This window comes from Sphingobacterium sp. UBA1897 (assembly GCF_002337775.1).
Taxonomy (GTDB): domain Bacteria; phylum Bacteroidota; class Bacteroidia; order Sphingobacteriales; family Sphingobacteriaceae; genus Sphingobacterium; species Sphingobacterium siyangense.
Window position 1 is genome coordinate 61,035 of sequence record NZ_DDGR01000019.1, and the last position, 16,791, is coordinate 77,825.

The following is a 16,791-nucleotide window of genomic DNA, read 5'->3' on the forward strand; positions in this document are numbered from 1 at the left end:
TTACGGATGAGGTATACTATGTATTTCCATTTCTTATTGTTGGCGTTGCTTTTTATTTTCCCCGCTACTTTAAGGTCGGAGGATGGTAGCCAATTGTGGCTGCGGTTTTCAAAACAGGTAAAACCTGTAGGCACCATCCAGGTTATCAAAGGAAAATCAACCAATGTAACCTTGGCACTGGCAAAACAGGAACTGGAATGTTACTGGAAGGGAGGGGATGTCATCTTAAAATTAGATCCTAGCCGAAAGGATTTAAAAGACGGCTATCAAATTAGCCAACACGAAAATCAGGTTTATATGATTGCAGGCCAATCTGTGGGTATATTATATGCTGTTTATCATTTATTACGTCTTCAGGAAACGGGAGCAGGGATACCCCGCTCGGGATTCGTTGAAATACCTGTCTATGATATCAGGGTTTTAAACCACTGGGATAATCTCGACGGGACAATAGAACGCGGCTATGCCGGGCATTCATTATGGAACTGGGAGGAATTGCCGAATACACTTTCACCCCGATATGAACAATATGCACGAGCCAATGCTTCGATAGGAATTAATGCGACGGTATTGAATAATGTGAATGCTTCGTCGGATCTGTTGAAGACGGATTATCTGATAAAGGTTAAAGCGTTGGCGGATGTCTTTCGTAAATATGGAATTAAAGTATATGTGTCAATCAATTTTTCCTCACCCCAAAATATAGGCGGTTTAACCAATTCAGATCCCTTAAATCAGGAGGTTAAGCGCTGGTGGAAATCCAAAGTCAAAGAAATTTATGCATTAATTCCGGATTTCGGTGGATTTTTGGTCAAAGCAAATTCTGAAGGACAACCAGGACCGCAAGATTACGGAAGAACTCATGCGGATGGGGCAAATATGCTTGCCGATGCGCTAAGTCCTTATGGTGGTATAGTGTTTTGGCGGGCTTTTGTCTATCATCCGACTAAAGATGACCGAGCCAAACAGGCTTATCAAGAGTTTGTTCCCCTTGATGGCCAGTTTCGGGACAATGTTATTCTTCAAGTAAAAAATGGGCCTATAGATTTTCAGCCCCGAGAGCCATTCAATCCATTGTTGGGCGCGATGCCAAATACAGCAAAGATGCTCGAATTTCAATTGACACAGGAGTATTTGGGCTTTTCTAATCATCTGGTCTATTTGGCCCCTTTGTTTAAGGAAGTATTGGATAGTGATACCTATGCCAATGGGAAAGGGCAAACGGTGTCAAAATTGACCGGCAGTAGGGGGCATTTGGGACGTAAAACTGCAATCGCTGCTGTCGCCAATATTGGTTTGGATACCAATTGGACAGGGCATCATTTTGCCCAGGCCAACTGGTACGCCTTTGGGCGCCTGGCGTGGAACAATAGCCTTTCGTCGGCTCAGATAGCAGATGAGTGGATACGTATGACTTTTACCGGAGTCGAGGAGTTTGTGGAACCTGTAAAGAAGCTGATGCTGGAATCGAGGGAAGTAGCAGTCGATTATATGATGCCTTTAGGTCTACATCACCTTTTTGCTTTTGAGCATCATTATGGCCCAGAACCTTGGGGAGATATTCCGGGGGGACGTCCAGATTGGATGCCTTGGTATTACCATAATGCGGATACTTTGGGATTGGGCTTTGACCGAACGGTTAATGGAAGTCGTGCCGTAATACAATATAATCCACCTTTGGACAAGATTTATGGGAATACATCCACTTGTCCTGAAAATCTTTTATTGTGGTTTCATCATGTCTCCTGGAATTATCGAATGAATAGCGGCAATACGCTGTGGACCGAATTATGTTTCCGTTATGACCACGGTGTCCAAAAAGTGAGGGAGTTTCAAAAAGTTTGGGATCGTATGGAAAAATATATTGATCGACCACGTTTTTTGGCTGTTCAAGCTAAACTGAGAATTCAGGCTAGAGATGCAGTTTGGTGGAAAGATGCTTGTCTGCAGTACTTTCAGTGTTTTTCGCGTCAGCCGATTCCTTACAATCTGGAGCGACCAATACATAATTTAGAGGAGTTAAAGAAAATTAAGCTGCCGATGGGGCATCATAATTAGCAACGAAAGTAATGTCTTCAAGATCTTATTCGTAATGGGTTGCTTTATCTGCTTATTCGACGTTTATAAATCGTAGGTGTTTCGCCCGTTATTTTTTTAAAGAGCCTGTTGAAATAAGATATATTTTCAAAGCCCAATTTAAAGCACAGCTGTTGGATATTGTCTTCATCGATTAACATCATCAACTGTGCTTTTTCTATTTTTTTTTGATTGATGTAATGTACCGGTGTGGCATTCATGTGTTTTTTGAAAAGTCGGATCAGATGATCTTTGGAGATAAAAATCAGATTGGCAAGTTGTTCGATTGAAATCGTATGATTGATATTTTCGTCTATGTAATCGAGTACACGCAGAAGTCGTTTTTCTACTTGCGGTATTTTGTTGGTCGCTTCTGCTAGAAATCGGCTCATCAACAAATGAATGATCGCTTGGTTTTCGGAGGCTCTGGCGAAAGGCGAAGCCGTCTGAAGTGCCATGTTTTTCATTAATTCTGATGAATTATCGTAGCCCTTTGGATCGTAAATTTTTAACTCACGACCTGGATTCGAGGCATAGAGATGCTGGATGACAGTCTCCAATAGCTGATCAGATTTGATCTCCTTTGGAAAAGTGTAACGATCAAAAATACTTGACCTAATTTCGGGATTTTCATAGATATGGATGTAATAGAGCGAGAGTTTAGCAGAACAGGCATAGCTATGATGGATATAGGCTGGTGTAAGATAGAGATGGCCGGGTCGAAGTTTAATGATTTCATCCTTTAAAATAATAGATGCCTCACCTTCACATACATAATGTATTCTTGCAAAGGGACTCTTAATATTTTGAAAGTTCCAATCTGCCAGATGTTCCGCATAGCCAATATTCAATAGTGTAAAATCGAGTTTATTCTTTTCGTTATTTATCATTATGCGAAGCGGAAAAATAGTTACATACTATATTAATCTCAGATACAATAATACTCGTTTTCTCTAAAAAAAATAGCACTTTTTACCTACAGTTGTCGATAATGTGTTTTTTTTGCGCAATCAACGCATCTCTGAGATCGTTTTATGTTTTTTTTTAGGATTATTCCGAGCGTTTTGTTTTTTGTGAAGGCTATGGTTTCATAACAGCTTTACTAGTAGCTGAACTTATCTGAGCAATATTTTTTTAGCATCAAGCAATTTGTCTGATCGTTAATAACCTTCCTTTATTTGGTACTTTTGAAAGAGAGGTTTTGTGATATATATGGGGATGGATCGATATCGTGTTAGTTTTTATCGCTAATGTAGTTCCTTTCTCCATTCTATATAATTATTTTTGACTATACGATAATAGTAAAGATTCCAAAACAGGAAATCTCATCAATTCCGATATGAGCTTTGGTACAATTCATAATCAACGCAATTGTTATTTAAATCTTGATGCCATTTATAAATGAAAGCAATAAAAATAGTGAAAGAGGGACGTGTGGAAATCATGGATATTCCGCAACCGACTGTTAAGGATGGACATGTCCTCGTAAAGGTAGACTATGTTGGATTCTGCGGTTCAGATCTGAATACCTTTCGGGGGTTGAATCCATTGGTCAATTTGCCGGTCATACCAGGGCATGAAATTGGGGCAACGGTCGTGGAATTGGGGACTAATGTGACAACTGATCTTAAGGTTGGTACAAAAGTTACCGTAAATCCGTATTCCAACTGTGGTGTTTGTACCGCATGTAAGAATAATAGGCCCAACGCTTGCCGTTACAACGAGACTATGGGTGTACAGCGCGATGGCGCCATGACCGAATATCTTGTCTTACCTGTTGAAAAGATCATCGCTGGGGGACAGCTTTCATCCAAAGAATTGGCTCTTGTGGAACCTATGAGTGTGGGCTTCCACGCCGTTGACCGAGCATCGGTAACAGACAGCGATATTGTATTGGTATTTGGATGTGGTATGATCGGAGTGGGGGCGATCATTCGGTCAGCATTACGGGGAGCTACAGTCATTGCTGTCGATGTGAGTACTGAAAAGCTCGAACTAGCGAAAAAACTAGGTGCAAAGTATACGATTAATAGCGCTACGGAAGATCTGCTTGCGAGGTTGGATGTGTTGACTCAGTCCATGGGAGCTGATGTTGTTATAGAAGCCGTTGGCCGAAAGGAAACATACCTGGCGGCCATTGCTGCCGCTGCATATACAGGCAGAGTGCTGTATATCGGGTATGCAAAGGAAGCGATTCCTTTTGATACACAGTTTTTTGTCAAAAAGGAACTGGATATCAGCGGGTCGCGCAATGCCACGGCAAAGGATTTTGCTGCGGTAATGAATTACTTGAAAATGAAAACCTGCCCGATCGAAGAACTGATAACGGCTATTTATCGGGCGGAGGATGCACAATTGGCCTTGGAATCATGGTTGAATGATCCCGGACGTGTTTTTAGGCTACTGATCGCGTTTTGACCGAAGCGGCTTTGGTTTTGTGAAAGATCGAATTGAGGGGAGGGTAACTATAAAATATCTTGCTGTTAAATGAAGGATGATGAAACAATATTAAAGCAATATATGTACATTTAGGTGTTCATAGTACAATTTAAATACCTAAAGGAAAAAAATAAACTTCAATGGCAATGCGCAGGAAATTTTTAGCATGTTTCTTCATCATATTGTTTTCACGGGGGCTGTTTGGTAATCCCCAAGATTCTGTTCAGCAGGGATTTGTAGACAAGACGGAACGATTTTTTAAAGAATCGGCTAAAAGGAGTGTCCGGGATTTGGTAATGGACCGTGCAGCCATCCGCCAAAATCGGGTATTGGAGGATATTAAGTTATTGGCGAGCCAATCGCGTTCCTTTCTGCGCAAAGGTTTCGATTCGTTGAACGTGGACCAGGAGCTGAAGGAGCTGATCGTCTTACATGATATTGCAAAAGATGGTGTCTTTGAAAACAAGGGTTCTGCGCAATCATCGCGCAACCTTACAGTGACCTTCAACATCTTGAACGCACTTTCCATAGAGGTAAGGAGTTTAAAACGCGATATGGACCGTTATCAGGATAGGCTCACAAATTATCAGTTGGATCTCGACTCGTTGAGCAATGACCCCGCACTTTTTGTCATCTTTAAGGATTATGAGCTTTAAAAAAGCCTATCAGGCTGGATCACTGGATGATGCCAAAGTTTTGCTTAAGGATGCTGTAGGCAAAGCAAAAGAAGCTTCTGCTTACAGTATAATTCCAGATTGCAATTGTGCGAATGCCAAAAATTACGCACTTAATGCGGTAATCTTTGGAAATAAGGCGTTAAAAACAGCTGATTTGGACAATCTAAAAAAGTGGGCCAAGAAAGCGATGGATATGTCACTGGATGAGATGACAGCCATACCCAATTGCAAATAATTTTGAGCATATTCAATAAACTTTAGGCAGGCTTTGGAAATTTAGGAAATCTTTGCTGAGAGTGCAGCATCGCCGAAATGGATTTAAAAATAGCTAAGTTTATTTGGCGAATAAACAAAAATAAAATACTTAAAACTATTTTACTGAGCTATTGTTCATTAAACCAAAGGTATATAAGGTATACGTCTATTAGAGGATAGTTTTTTGTAAAGGCTAGGTCAATATTGATCTAGCCTTTTTTTTGAATGAGTTAAGAAAGAATCGAGGTAAGTGTAGTTTTTTTTAAGGTAAATTTTTTAATTAGCATGTGATTGTTTAGCTTTGGTATTCCATTAGTCATTATTGTTAATTTATTACCTAAAAATTGTGCAAAGCCAAACTATTATTACTCTACTTATTGTTGGAATAGTCATCAGTAAAACGCTGATAGGCGTACTGATCTACTTTTTAATCCGAAAAAATCGGTTGTTAAAGGTCGAGCAGCTCAAATTGACGACCGCAAACAGTATCCTCAGTGAACAGGCAATTCGTATTCACCATTATAATGAGGAATTAAAAATTGCCGAGAGTTTCAAGACTAAAGTTTTATCGATTGCCTCACATGATCTCAGAGCACCATTTGCATCGGTCGAAATTTTGTTGGCGATTGATGATATTTCTCTAGTTGATAAGGAGGAGCTTAAACTCATCTTTTTAAATCTAAAAGGACAGGTGGTCAGATCGCGTACGATGTTGGAAGAGGTCTTACTATGGACAGAGTCACAACTCCGGGATAAACTTGAAAATACCGAGAACTGTAATATTCGCGATCAAATTGATGCGGTATTGGGGATCTATACGCTAGAAATCCAACGTTTCAATATACAGATCATAAATTCGGTGAATCCGGATTTTTGCGCGGATACACATAAAGGAATTCTCGCTTTTGTGCTAAGAAATGTGATTAGCAACGCCATTAAATATGGACGAGTCGGCGGTAGCATTGTGTTGCAACTGATAGATGATCCGAGCGATCGGTGGGAACTCATCGTCAGCAACGAAGGGGAAGAACTTACGTCGGAAGTCCTCCATAATCTAAATTTTGTCAATAGCTGGGATCGTAAAAAATCTGAGAGCAAAAATGGTGCAGGGTTGGGGATCTCCCTCTGTAAGGATTTGATCAAAAGGATTGATGGAAAAATGCAGTTCGAGAATCAGCATGGTACAGGTGTTTCTGTTCGGATCTCGTTTCCGCGGAAGGCTTATCAGGCTGTCTCTTAATAACAATCTATCTATTGTAAAAGCCCGATATAGATCGGGCTTTTTTTGATGAAAATTTAAATGACAAACTTAGTTTTTCATGAAAGATCGGTTGGTATGAAAGATCCGAAAACCAATTATTTTGCGACTTTTCCAAACGAAACACACATCAAGGGTGTTGAACAAATTTTACTTTTTGATAGCCTCTAGCATAAAAAGTCCTTCAGTCTCGAAAGGGAGTTCAAGAATACGATTTTGTGCATCCATATCGACTTCAATAGAACCAAATCCAACTGCTTCCAATAGTTCGACGTCTTTAGCAGGACGTGGATGTGCACTGATGTCCAATGCCGATTTGATGTCATTGATCTGATCGATAGCGCCCGATGGGCATTCATCGTGCCTGTCGGTACTAAAGACCGTTTTCCCGAAATCGGCATCCAGGTTGATCAGTTTTCCACCCGGCTTAAGCACGCGTTCCATTTCACGGTAACATTGCTCAAGATCGGGGATGATCCATGTCATCAATCTCGTGAAAACGAGATCAAAGGTATTGGCTTCAAATTGTAAGACCTGTGCATCCATGACCCGATAGTCTACGCGAAGCTCTAGTTCTTGGCTGACGAGTTTTGCATATTCAATCATCTGTGGGGAGAGGTCAACGGCAGTAACCTCAAAACCCGCAAGGGTCATAATGTTGGCAAAATATCCCGTAGCAGTACCAACTTCAAGTACTTTATTGCCCGCAGTCTGGCTGCGGATGGACTTGAAAAACGCAAGCCAGCGTTCAGTTTCTGGTCGGGACCAGGCTTCATCCCGTTCCTTGCGCCAGGAAGTACTACGGTCATTCCAGTATGCTGTTATCCTATCAATCATCGCAATAATTTTAGTAGGGACAAATTTATCCATTTTATCAGCAACAATTGCTGGAATTTATGTCATATCTCCCATCAGCTTATTTTGGATTTTTATTCTGCTTGCCACAGCTGCAGACATAAATATCACTCAGCCAATGTACCAACGTAGTAATAAATAATAAGCAATACCTGTTGAATGTTGCACGATGACGCGGGTGATTTTGCTCAGGAAAACAAATTTTAGCTGTTTTTTGATTGTTTCAGTTCATCAATTGTCCGGTTGTATCGGTCATAAATGACTTTTTCAGATTCAAAATTTGGATTTGGTTTCCAATATTCTTCGATCTGAATTGTATTTTCCATTACGATGTTTTTTGAGCTTAGGAGAGTTCCTTTTTTATGAGATTCGCACATGTCAACTGGATGGATAGGAGAAAAGTATTTTTCTAACATTTTTGGTATTTCGGGAAAATTGATGCAATTCTCATCTATAACGACCTTTTTACTTTTTTTTATCAGGGGTAGGAGTGCTTTGGCTATCCATCCCGGTTTCTCTGACGCGATTTGAAATGCCGGTTGTGTCAGATAAAAGTTGAACTGCGCCTGGTCGTCGCTGTGGTAGTTGCTGTAGCTAATGGTCTCGATAATTTCCCAGGAGATAAATTGGGTTGTTTTTAGCAAGGGGATTTGATAGTATAGGCCTTTATGATCGGATGTTACACTTTCCTGTTGGGCAATCTGTCGTGTTATGGTTTTTTCGGATACTCGAAATCCAACGGTCATACCGTACAGGATAATACCTGGAAATAGTATGAAAAGTCCGGAAACGACATAAGCTCCCACAACTTTGCTGTTATGAACCATCATCAATATGATTAAAGCTATTCCGATGCAGATAAACAGCCCAAGTAATAATTTAATGACTAAAAGAGGGTTAAACTTCATTTGCTCAAAGCGCGTGATTTTTAGCTAAATGTACTAAAACTTCTTGATGTTTTAGAAAACGTTTGAGCGTTTTGAAAAGAGGCAGTTCGTTGCTGGTATGTCAATAATTAGTATATTTGCTGCACTAGCGATACATGAAAGCGAAACAATTGATATGGATTCTACTGCCGCTGATGCTCCTGCAGAGCTTCTCGTCGGTATGGCTATGGACTGTTTTTGAATTTAACAGAGATTATATCGCTAAGAATGAGTGTATAAATCGATTCAACGAAAAGGCACTTTCCTGTAGAGGACAATGTATCTTGATGAAGAAAATGCGTGAACATGAGGATAAGGAACAAAAGAACCTGGAATCTCGTATAATCGACGTTGTATTTATCAATAATCAGCAATGTTTTAACCTTGATATCGCTTTTTTTGAAGAAGCGGCTGCAGAGACCTTACTTCCAGCATATCAGGCAAACTATAGCTATAGACCAATTTTCACTATTTTTCACCCACCTTTGGTTTAAGTCATTTTGCTTTTTGTACGGGCTGTCGGCATGTTGACTGACGGCAGGTACTGTCTATTTTCAAAAGATTTAAATCAATACATATGAATTTATATTCCCGTGTCGGGACTGTCGGGGGCGTAATCTTACTGCTACTCGCGTTTTCAGTTGCTTTTTCAGCTTCATCCTGTACTGGCGATCATTCAAAAAAGAACGGTAAGAATGCTACGGATTTTATCCTGCCTAAGGAGTCCGATCTGGTCCGTATAGCGGATACTGTTTGGGATGTTACCAATTATACCGTATATGCGGATGCCAAACTCAACAATAAATATCATACCATTTATCTGCGTTTAAGAGATACCTCGGGAATTCCGATCAATGACAAATCCCTTGATTTTTATCCAGAAATGAGTATGGGACGTATGAAGCATGGTGGCCCCTTTGAGCATCCCGTCGCGCTCGGCGACGGCTGGTATAGAGGCCCAATGGTTTTTATTATGGCAGATATCCCGCAGATGGGAAAGGGTTGGCAATTACATACGATACGTAGTCACAATCGCCTAAAAGATACACTTGCCATCAAGATTCCGGTTACTGCAGCAGCAACCATGCGAACAATGAGCTCAGGAACCAGAGACGATAGTCGCGTATTTATTTCCTGCCTATTGCCTGATAGCGTAAAGCAGGGAAAGCACCCGATCCGATTTTTAATGAATAAAATGGATGGTCATCATTTTCCGGTATTAGATCATTATGTCATTAAACTAAAGACCAATAGGTCTACTACGGAAACGGGGGCTTCGGAAAATTTTGCTGCTGAAAGTACAGGTAATGGTTACTATGAAGGCACTGTTAATTTTTCTATGCCTGGTCGTTGGGAAGTCATTGTCGAACTATGGAAAGAGGGCAAAAAATCAAATCAGGATGATATAAAATATCTGGTGCAGGTCACTTAATACAAACAGAATTTATTTTACCAATATACTTAAACAATAAAAATGAAAAAGAGAATCAACGTAATCCTAGGCTGTTTCGGTTTTGTAGCTATACTGGCGTGCAGCGGAAATGAGGGTACAAAAGTCAAGAAAGAAGATAGTGCCCAGCAACCTTCCGTAGATGAGCCTGCGGCTATGCTCGATTATAAAACAGAGGGATCCAAAGGTGTAGGAACCATTACGTCCTTTGAACACAAACCCTTTGATGCGCAGCTTGCAAATAGAGGTGTAGAACTATTTGTGTCGAAATGTGCAATGTGCCATAGTTTTGACCGCACATTAGTAGGACCATCATTGGATGCTGTCATCAAACGTCGTACCCCGGAGTGGATTATGAACATGATGCTAGATCCGGCAACCATGCTGGAGAAAGATGCCGACGCAAAAGTACTTAGCAAGGAATATGGTTCGCCAATGATTAGTTTGGGCTTGAAGCAAGAAGAGGCACGTGCCATTTTAGAATATTTGCGCGAACGTAATAGCACAACAAAATAGATCGGATCAATGAAGTTTCAGCGCTGTAGATGGTGGTTTTGTATGATAATGGCTTGGGCAATATGTGTGCAGGCAACCAATCTATTGTGGGCATTTATTGAATTTGAGTGCAATCGCACGTATATCGAGCAAAATCTCTGCGTCAATCGTTTTGAACCGGCAGTGAGCTGCAAAGGTTTCTGTTTCCTCAGCGAAAAGACGGTTGAACAAAAGGATGTGAACAATGTGCTTGCCAAAATGAAGGGGGTGGAAATATTGGTCTTTGTGCAGTATGTGAAGGAAATCTTGCTGTGCTATCCAATAGTACCTGCTGTGAAGACTGTCTATCCGAAAGACTTTGCCTCCGATACCTTCGGAGGTATACTACCTGAAATTTTTAGACCGCCTATCATTTGATTATTCTACAAATATTTTTTTACAGAATAATCATAAAGAAATGGTAATACGAAAAGAGAAACTAGATTTTCTAAAATTAGAAGATATTGATTCCACTTCGAAGGGAATCGTTATTATGCCTATAGCAGCTTTTTTACAAGCTAAAGCAAATCAAAATACGCTCCATCTAAGATCTTTTTATACCCTTTTGTTTATCAAGGGTGGTGAACTGTCTATGGTAGCGGATCAGAGCGTACAGATTATAGCTGCCCATGATATAATCAGCATAAATTCAAATTGTGTGTGTAGTTTTCAGGCAGGTTCGTCTGTAGAAGGATACAGTGTCTTATTTACAGAATCTTTTTTCATGGAAAGGCAGAACACTGCTGTAAGAAAATCCTTTCATTTTTTAAGGAGTAGATGTAAGCACGCTTTTGTGCTCTCAAAAGAAGATATGATCAGTTGTCTACATATAGTAAGTTTGATGGAAACTGCTTATAATTCAGTTAAATTGAGTGCTCACGGTGTATTGAGCCGCTATTTAATTATGTTGCTCCAGATTTTGGGACGGCAAATCGTGGTCGATCATGTAGTTGTAAAGCAGGAGGATGATGACGATAAAATCCGAAGTTTCGAATCTTTGGTTGATAGTCATTATGCGCAGCAGCGTTATCCGTCATTTTATGCAGAGCAATTGAATATATCGATCAACTATCTTAATCGGATTTGTCGAAAAAAAAGATCGACGAGCTGCGGTACTATTATCCGTGGACGCATACTATTGGAGGCCGAGCGATTGCTTTATCATACTTTTAAAACGGTAAAAGAAATTGCCTTTGAACTTGGTTTTGAAAATGTACCATATTTCAGTACATTTTTTAAAGCAAATAAAGGAATGAGTCCTGAGGAGTTTAGGAAAAATTGTTGATGTAAATATCACTAAAAGCCTTTTTCATGTAGTTGAAAAAGGCTTTATGTTTATTTTTTCTTTTCTGATTTTTTCTTACCATCAACAGGTAAATCCAATATAGCCATTAATAATAGATAATAACCTTTTTCCAATCCTATTTTTTGTGCTTTTTGGTGTATAGTGTCCATATCTTTAGTCAATTATTGTTTAAATTCTATTTTGCTATTTGGGTAAACAGAATCAAATGCTGTACCCAAAAGCTTCCCTTGGCCAGTTAACCGTATTTTTAGGGTGTAAATAACGTAGCGCATTCACTTTGTGAAAAAAAATACGGACTGCTCAAGTATTTAATGCAGTGAACGTATCGGACGTATCCGCAGTGAGATGTAAAAAGTACATGAACGTCATTGCTGTAAAACATTTTCAAGGCCAGTATTGTCATACTTCCAATTAATAATTAAAACAGGTATTTATGAAAAAGATAATTCCATTTGCGCTCATGTCGAGTTTATTGGTGCTCGTGTCGAGCTGTGCAGCAATTGAAGGTATATTTAAAGCTGGTGTATGGTCGGGCATCTTATTGGTTGTTGTCGTAGTCGCTATTGTCATTTGGTTGGTGAGCAAGCTGTTTGGCGGATCAAAATAATGATATGAAATAGGATTTTCACTAATTAGGGACTTATTGTTTTTCGACGAGATATTTCCAGTAACGTTTGGGAACATGTCTTAAGTGAAGCTTCAGGTTTTTGCGTGATTCAATAGAGGTATTCTTAAAATAAGTCTTCCAGAGATGCTGATAATCTTTTTCTTGAGGATCGAGATCCACTTCTAGCTGATATGGATCTTGAACCTCATGTGTATTGTTGTTGGATACCTCCAAGATATTTTTGCGATCATAATGGAAGCCATAGTTTCGCCGTATATCATAAATTAACCAGCACTGGTCGGCAAATCGGTTTTTAAAGAAGTCTACAACCAGGGGAATCACATTGAAATCGGGTTCAACGATGGCTGTGTAGAGATTATCGTTAGACTTGACAAATCGGATAAAAGCTTTCATGCGGTGTCGTTCGCGGCTGATCTTTTTGATCGTCTGATGGATACGGAGTACAGGTGGGTATCCATAATTGCGTATATCCAATTTTCCCCTTCGAAAAAGTTCGATGATCAACCGAAATCCATTGAGCCATTCAGATTGATTATCGGACAAAAAGTTATGATAAAAAATTTTTGTTTCTTGTGCTCCGAGTATCTTTTCCATTCCCACTAAAATGCGCATGGCTTTTTTTACATCAGTATGAACCTGTCGCTTCTCCGAAAAAATATTAATTTCCATAGACTTTTCTGTTGTGGGAATGCTATCAAATTCTTTCCGTTCAAAGGCTTCAAATACACAACAGAGGTATCCGGAATAACTTCCGTCAAAAATATAGTCCATTAGAAAAGTGTTAGCTGTGTATTGGAAGCCGTGACCAGTGTACGCGGGTTACTTTCAAGAATAGACTTTCTGATTTTTTCGGGATAATGGAAGCCTCCTGCTATGCATGTATCTTGGCAAACCATAAAATATTTGGCGCGATTATAGGCAATTCCTATTTTTCGAAGTTGATATTCCTTTAATTTTCCATATTTGCGCGACTGTACAATTTTGTTTGCGGATTGCCTGCCAATACCGGGGATTCGGATAATCCACTCATACGTAGCGCTGTTGATGTCGATGGGAAAGAATTGTGGGTTGCGTAGCGCCCAAGCAAGCTTAGGGTCTATTTCTAGATCGAGATGTTGATGCGTGCTGTTGAGTATTTCATGAAGCGAAAAACCATAAAACCGAAGTAGCCAATCCGTCTGATAAAGTCTGTTTTCACGTACAAGAGGTGGTGATGTCCCAATTTGGGGAAGGTTGGAATCGGTCGCGTTGATGGGAATATAGCCCGAATAATAAACCCGTTTGAGATCGTAATCTTTATAGAATGTATTGGCGGCCTGCATAATCTGTAGGTCGCTCTCTGGAGTTGCTCCAATAACCAGCTGTGTACTTTGGCCTGCTGGTACAAACAAGGGTGTTTTCTTCTCTTTTTTTCGATCCTGCCGAAGGTTGAGGATTTCATTTTTAATAATCGCTAGAGGCTCGCGAACGGATTGATGATCCTTTTCGGGAGCAACCAGCTTGAGTCCCTCCTCAGTGGGAATTTCGAGGTTCACACTCATCCGGTCAACATATAGACCTGCTTCTTTTAGTAACGATTCACTCGCACCCGGAATGGCCTTTAGATGGATATAACCATGAAACCGTTCTTCCGTCCGAAGTTTCTTGACGACCAACATTAAGCGTTCCATGGTATAGTCGGCAGATTTGAAAATACCCGAACTTAAAAAAAGACCCTCAATATAATTACGACGGTAGAAGTTCATGGTCAATTCGACAATTTCCTTTACCGAAAATGCTGCCCGTTGTACGTCATTGCTTCGTCGGCTCACACAAAATGAACAGTCGTAGATGCAATAATTGGTCATTAAAATTTTTAGCAGGGAGACGCAGCGACCATCTTCGGTGTAGGTATGACAAATGCCACTAGTCGATGAATCACCTATACCACCACTATTTTTTCGTTTACTTCCGCTTGAGCTGCAACTTACGTCATACTTAGCGGCATCAGCTAATATTTGCAATTTATCATCAAAACCAAACATGATTTATTTTCTACTATTTTGATGTAAAATTACTAATATTATTAGTATTAAGGATGCGTAAAATTACTTGATTTGCCTTTTTTTATTCGTACTTTTCCCCTTTCACTACCCAAGATAGCCTGAATTTGCTGAAAAAATAAACGATTTTCTACAGGATACTGTTCCTTAATAAACGACATATTATGGCAGAGAATAATTTAAATAACAAAGAAGCTTTAGATAAGCTTAAAGCAATTGTAGATCAAATCGATGTGGGAACAGTCTGTTCATTCCCAGCTGAATCGGAGTACCCACATGGGGTTCCAATGAGTAGACAAGAAGTAGACGAAGATGGAGATATTTGGTTTATTTGTTCTGCTGAGAGCGATACCTTTAAGAATATTGCACAGAACCCAAAAGCTTCCTTATTTTATGCGGACCCAAAACACTACACCTTTCTAAGTATAAATGGTAAAGCGAGTCTTTCGCGAGATCAGGAAAGGATAGATCGTTACTGGAACAAAATGATGGAAGGATGGTTTGAGAAAGGTAAGGAGGATCCCAATATCCGATTGTTGCGTGTTACGCCTAAAGATGCTCATTATTGGGATTCAGACTCCAATATGATTGTCAACCTGTTTAAGATGCTAAAAGGTAGACTAACAGGTGAAACGGAAGATATAGGTAAAGAAGGAGATCTGAATATTTAAGTTTATTAACTGAAGAATTTACAGCAAATACAAGCTCCTCAGCGTTAAAATGAGGAGCTTTTTATCGTAATCAATAAACTGCTTACAGTCTTCACGCGTTTCCTTTAATTACACGCAGAAGCACTGCAATGATAGCGATAACCAAAAGAATATGAATTAGCCCTCCGCCAACAAATCCGCCAAAAAAACTGATTGCCCATATCAGGACCAAAATAACAGCGATAGTATATAATAGATTTCCCATAGTAATGATTATATGTGTTTATTGAATAACAATATTTATCCAGCTATGGTTTACTATTTTTTTTCTTTTTTCCACTTACGGATTCTCCCGACTGCATTTTGATAAGGTGAAGCGGTGTTAAATTGAATCATTCTGCCTAAGGTCCATTTTCCATACCAGGTTACACCATAAAGCTGCATGTTTGTTTTTTGCTCGAGGAGTTCCATAATTGTTAAAACAGTTTGATCTAGTTTTGCGCACAAAGTCGTAAAATCGAGGTCGGCATAATCCTGATAAAATTTTTGAGCCAGTTTGCCTAGTTCATTCCATTTAAAACCAGTCTCCGGAAAATCAACCTCTTTGTCATCTTCACTTTTCTTATTCCATTTGAGAACCAGCTCACCCCAGCCAATTAAATAGGAAATTAGATTATTTATACTCATTACTGTTCCTTTAGCATGACCCTGGAGTATAAGAAGATTAGTTTGACCGATTGGAATATCGGAAAGTTCACAGACAAGATTACTGTAATTTGTACGGATAGCTTGAAGGAGTTCGTCTTTTGTGGTTGGTATAGCCATGGCATAAATGTGAATCATGCATAAGATACAGATAATTATGTAAAATTGATTCGCTCAGGATGGAGTTGTAGAGCAGAACGCGTTCACAAGCTCACAACAGACAATGTTTGACAATTCCCTTTGTTTTAGTCTGATAGCCTTTTTTGAATATATTACTGGAATTGAAAAAACTGAGCCTATAAAAGTGTAAAAAATATGGTTTAATTAGTTTTTTTTGATAAAATTTATTGTTTTATTGTGATCATATTGTGTTTTATTCTGTTTATAGCGAATATTGTTGTAAGCATTTAAGTGGTGTTTTACAGAAAAAATACTGTATGAAATGTGCTGCCGATGAAATAATAAACTGAAAAATTGATACAAACATGAAAAAGATTTTATTGTTAGTGACCGTGGTTATGTTCGCCGTTTCGGGCGCATTCGCTCAGATCCATAAACCTGTAAAATGGACTGTGGCCAGCAAAAAATTGAACAACAAGGAAGCTATGGTTTACGTGAAGGCTACCATTCAAGATGGTTGGCACATTTACTCTCAAAATGTAAAAGATGGAGGACCAATTCCAACATCTTTCAATTTCAGTAAAGCCGCTGACTATGCGTTGGTAGGTAAGACTGCTGAACCAAAACCAAAGATTAAACACGAAGAGGTTTTCAAAATGGATGTAGGATACTTTACAAATGAAGTGATCTTTCAGCAAAAAGTTTCGCTCAACAAAGGAACTGCAACAGTAAAAGGTACAGTGGAATGGCAAGCTTGTGACGCTTCACAATGTCTTCCTCCCGATGAATATGCTTTTGCTGTAACGATCAAATAATGTCATAAATAACAGCAATTAACCATCTAAAGCGATTTGGTGCTTGGGATAATTG

20 protein-coding genes are annotated in these 16,791 nt (G+C 39.4%); 13 read left to right on the forward strand and 7 right to left on the reverse strand.

Annotation, left to right across the window (positions count from 1 at the left end; all coding sequences use genetic code 11):
• Positions 1–6: 6 nt before the first annotated feature.
• Entirely contained in the window at positions 7–2,058 is a 2,052-nt protein-coding gene (locus tag B4N43_RS11170) for an alpha-glucuronidase (protein ID WP_286734686.1), read from the forward strand.
• 44 nt (positions 2,059–2,102) lie between these two features.
• Here the strand turns inward: B4N43_RS11170 and B4N43_RS11175 are convergent, their stop codons facing one another.
• Positions 2,103–2,966, reverse strand: a complete 864-nt coding sequence (locus B4N43_RS11175) for a helix-turn-helix domain-containing protein (protein ID WP_088162333.1) — start codon at positions 2,964–2,966, stop codon at positions 2,103–2,105.
• Positions 2,967–3,477: 511 nt separating this feature from the next.
• Here B4N43_RS11175 and B4N43_RS11180 point away from each other — a divergent pair.
• The 4 genes from B4N43_RS11180 to B4N43_RS11195 all read left to right on the forward strand — a co-directional run bounded on the left by B4N43_RS11180 (position 3,478) and on the right by B4N43_RS11195 (position 6,687).
• A complete protein-coding gene (locus tag B4N43_RS11180; protein WP_075993549.1) occupies positions 3,478–4,494 on the forward strand; it encodes a zinc-binding alcohol dehydrogenase family protein in 1,017 nt (338 codons plus the stop codon).
• A 167-nt stretch (positions 4,495–4,661) separates the two neighbouring features.
• A complete protein-coding gene (locus B4N43_RS11185; RefSeq protein WP_145327908.1) occupies positions 4,662–5,171 on the forward strand; it encodes a hypothetical protein in 510 nt (169 codons plus the stop codon).
• Positions 5,161–5,427 (forward strand): hypothetical protein, encoded by a 267-nt coding sequence (locus tag B4N43_RS11190; RefSeq protein ID WP_244294452.1) that lies wholly within the window; start codon positions 5,161–5,163, stop codon positions 5,425–5,427. The genes B4N43_RS11185 and B4N43_RS11190 overlap by 11 nt, the downstream gene beginning before the upstream one ends.
• Before the next feature lie 366 nt (positions 5,428–5,793).
• Positions 5,794–6,687, forward strand: coding sequence for a sensor histidine kinase (locus B4N43_RS11195; RefSeq protein ID WP_286734692.1), 894 nt, complete (start codon positions 5,794–5,796; stop codon positions 6,685–6,687).
• Positions 6,688–6,855: 168 nt separating this feature from the next.
• On the opposite strand, the gene B4N43_RS11200 is transcribed toward B4N43_RS11195, so the two are convergent.
• On the reverse strand, positions 6,856–7,542 hold the full coding sequence (locus tag B4N43_RS11200) for a class I SAM-dependent methyltransferase (protein WP_158638854.1): 687 nt from the start codon (positions 7,540–7,542) through the stop codon (positions 6,856–6,858).
• A gap of 221 nt (positions 7,543–7,763) precedes the next feature.
• On the reverse strand, positions 7,764–8,468 hold the full coding sequence (locus B4N43_RS11205) for a hypothetical protein (RefSeq protein WP_286734694.1): 705 nt from the start codon (positions 8,466–8,468) through the stop codon (positions 7,764–7,766).
• Between the two features lie 134 nt (positions 8,469–8,602).
• Between B4N43_RS11205 and B4N43_RS11210 the strand changes: the two genes are divergently transcribed.
• From B4N43_RS11210 to B4N43_RS11235, 6 genes are all read left to right on the forward strand, one after another.
• Positions 8,603–8,980, forward strand: a complete 378-nt coding sequence (locus tag B4N43_RS11210) for a hypothetical protein (protein WP_145327904.1) — start codon at positions 8,603–8,605, stop codon at positions 8,978–8,980.
• Between the two features lie 83 nt (positions 8,981–9,063).
• Positions 9,064–9,918 carry a FixH family protein gene (locus B4N43_RS11215; RefSeq protein WP_286734695.1) on the forward strand — a complete coding sequence of 285 codons (855 nt, stop codon included), beginning with the start codon at positions 9,064–9,066 and terminating at the stop codon, positions 9,916–9,918.
• Between the two features lie 42 nt (positions 9,919–9,960).
• On the forward strand, positions 9,961–10,452 hold the full coding sequence (locus B4N43_RS11220) for a c-type cytochrome (RefSeq protein ID WP_157626153.1): 492 nt from the start codon (positions 9,961–9,963) through the stop codon (positions 10,450–10,452).
• Between the two features lie 48 nt (positions 10,453–10,500).
• Entirely contained in the window at positions 10,501–10,848 is a 348-nt protein-coding gene (locus tag B4N43_RS11225; RefSeq protein ID WP_075993540.1) for a hypothetical protein, read from the forward strand.
• A 40-nt stretch (positions 10,849–10,888) separates the two neighbouring features.
• Positions 10,889–11,755, forward strand: coding sequence for a helix-turn-helix domain-containing protein (locus B4N43_RS11230; protein ID WP_286734699.1), 867 nt, complete (start codon positions 10,889–10,891; stop codon positions 11,753–11,755).
• Positions 11,756–12,209: 454 nt separating this feature from the next.
• On the forward strand, positions 12,210–12,383 hold the full coding sequence (locus B4N43_RS11235; protein WP_167512259.1) for a hypothetical protein: 174 nt from the start codon (positions 12,210–12,212) through the stop codon (positions 12,381–12,383).
• Positions 12,384–12,416: 33 nt separating this feature from the next.
• Here the strand turns inward: B4N43_RS11235 and B4N43_RS11240 are convergent, their stop codons facing one another.
• Complete coding sequence (locus B4N43_RS11240) at positions 12,417–13,175, reverse strand: TIGR03915 family putative DNA repair protein (RefSeq protein ID WP_145327900.1); 759 nt, start codon at positions 13,173–13,175, stop codon at positions 12,417–12,419.
• Complete coding sequence (locus B4N43_RS11245; RefSeq protein WP_182983928.1) at positions 13,175–14,428, reverse strand: putative DNA modification/repair radical SAM protein; 1,254 nt, start codon at positions 14,426–14,428, stop codon at positions 13,175–13,177. Before B4N43_RS11245 ends, B4N43_RS11240 begins: the two co-directional genes overlap by 1 nt.
• 182 nt (positions 14,429–14,610) lie before the next feature.
• Between B4N43_RS11245 and B4N43_RS11250 the strand changes: the two genes are divergently transcribed.
• A complete protein-coding gene (locus B4N43_RS11250) occupies positions 14,611–15,117 on the forward strand; it encodes a pyridoxamine 5'-phosphate oxidase family protein (protein ID WP_182983929.1) in 507 nt (168 codons plus the stop codon).
• Between the two features lie 91 nt (positions 15,118–15,208).
• Here the strand turns inward: B4N43_RS11250 and B4N43_RS11255 are convergent, their stop codons facing one another.
• On the reverse strand, positions 15,209–15,361 hold the full coding sequence (locus B4N43_RS11255; protein ID WP_112376008.1) for a lmo0937 family membrane protein: 153 nt from the start codon (positions 15,359–15,361) through the stop codon (positions 15,209–15,211).
• 53 nt (positions 15,362–15,414) lie between these two features.
• Complete coding sequence (locus B4N43_RS11260; RefSeq protein ID WP_286734704.1) at positions 15,415–15,939, reverse strand: ClbS/DfsB family four-helix bundle protein; 525 nt, start codon at positions 15,937–15,939, stop codon at positions 15,415–15,417.
• Positions 15,940–16,286: 347 nt separating this feature from the next.
• Here B4N43_RS11260 and B4N43_RS11265 point away from each other — a divergent pair, with 347 nt between their 5' ends.
• Positions 16,287–16,736, forward strand: coding sequence for a protein-disulfide reductase DsbD N-terminal domain-containing protein (locus B4N43_RS11265; RefSeq protein WP_075993535.1), 450 nt, complete (start codon positions 16,287–16,289; stop codon positions 16,734–16,736).
• Positions 16,737–16,791: the final 55 nt, after the last annotated feature.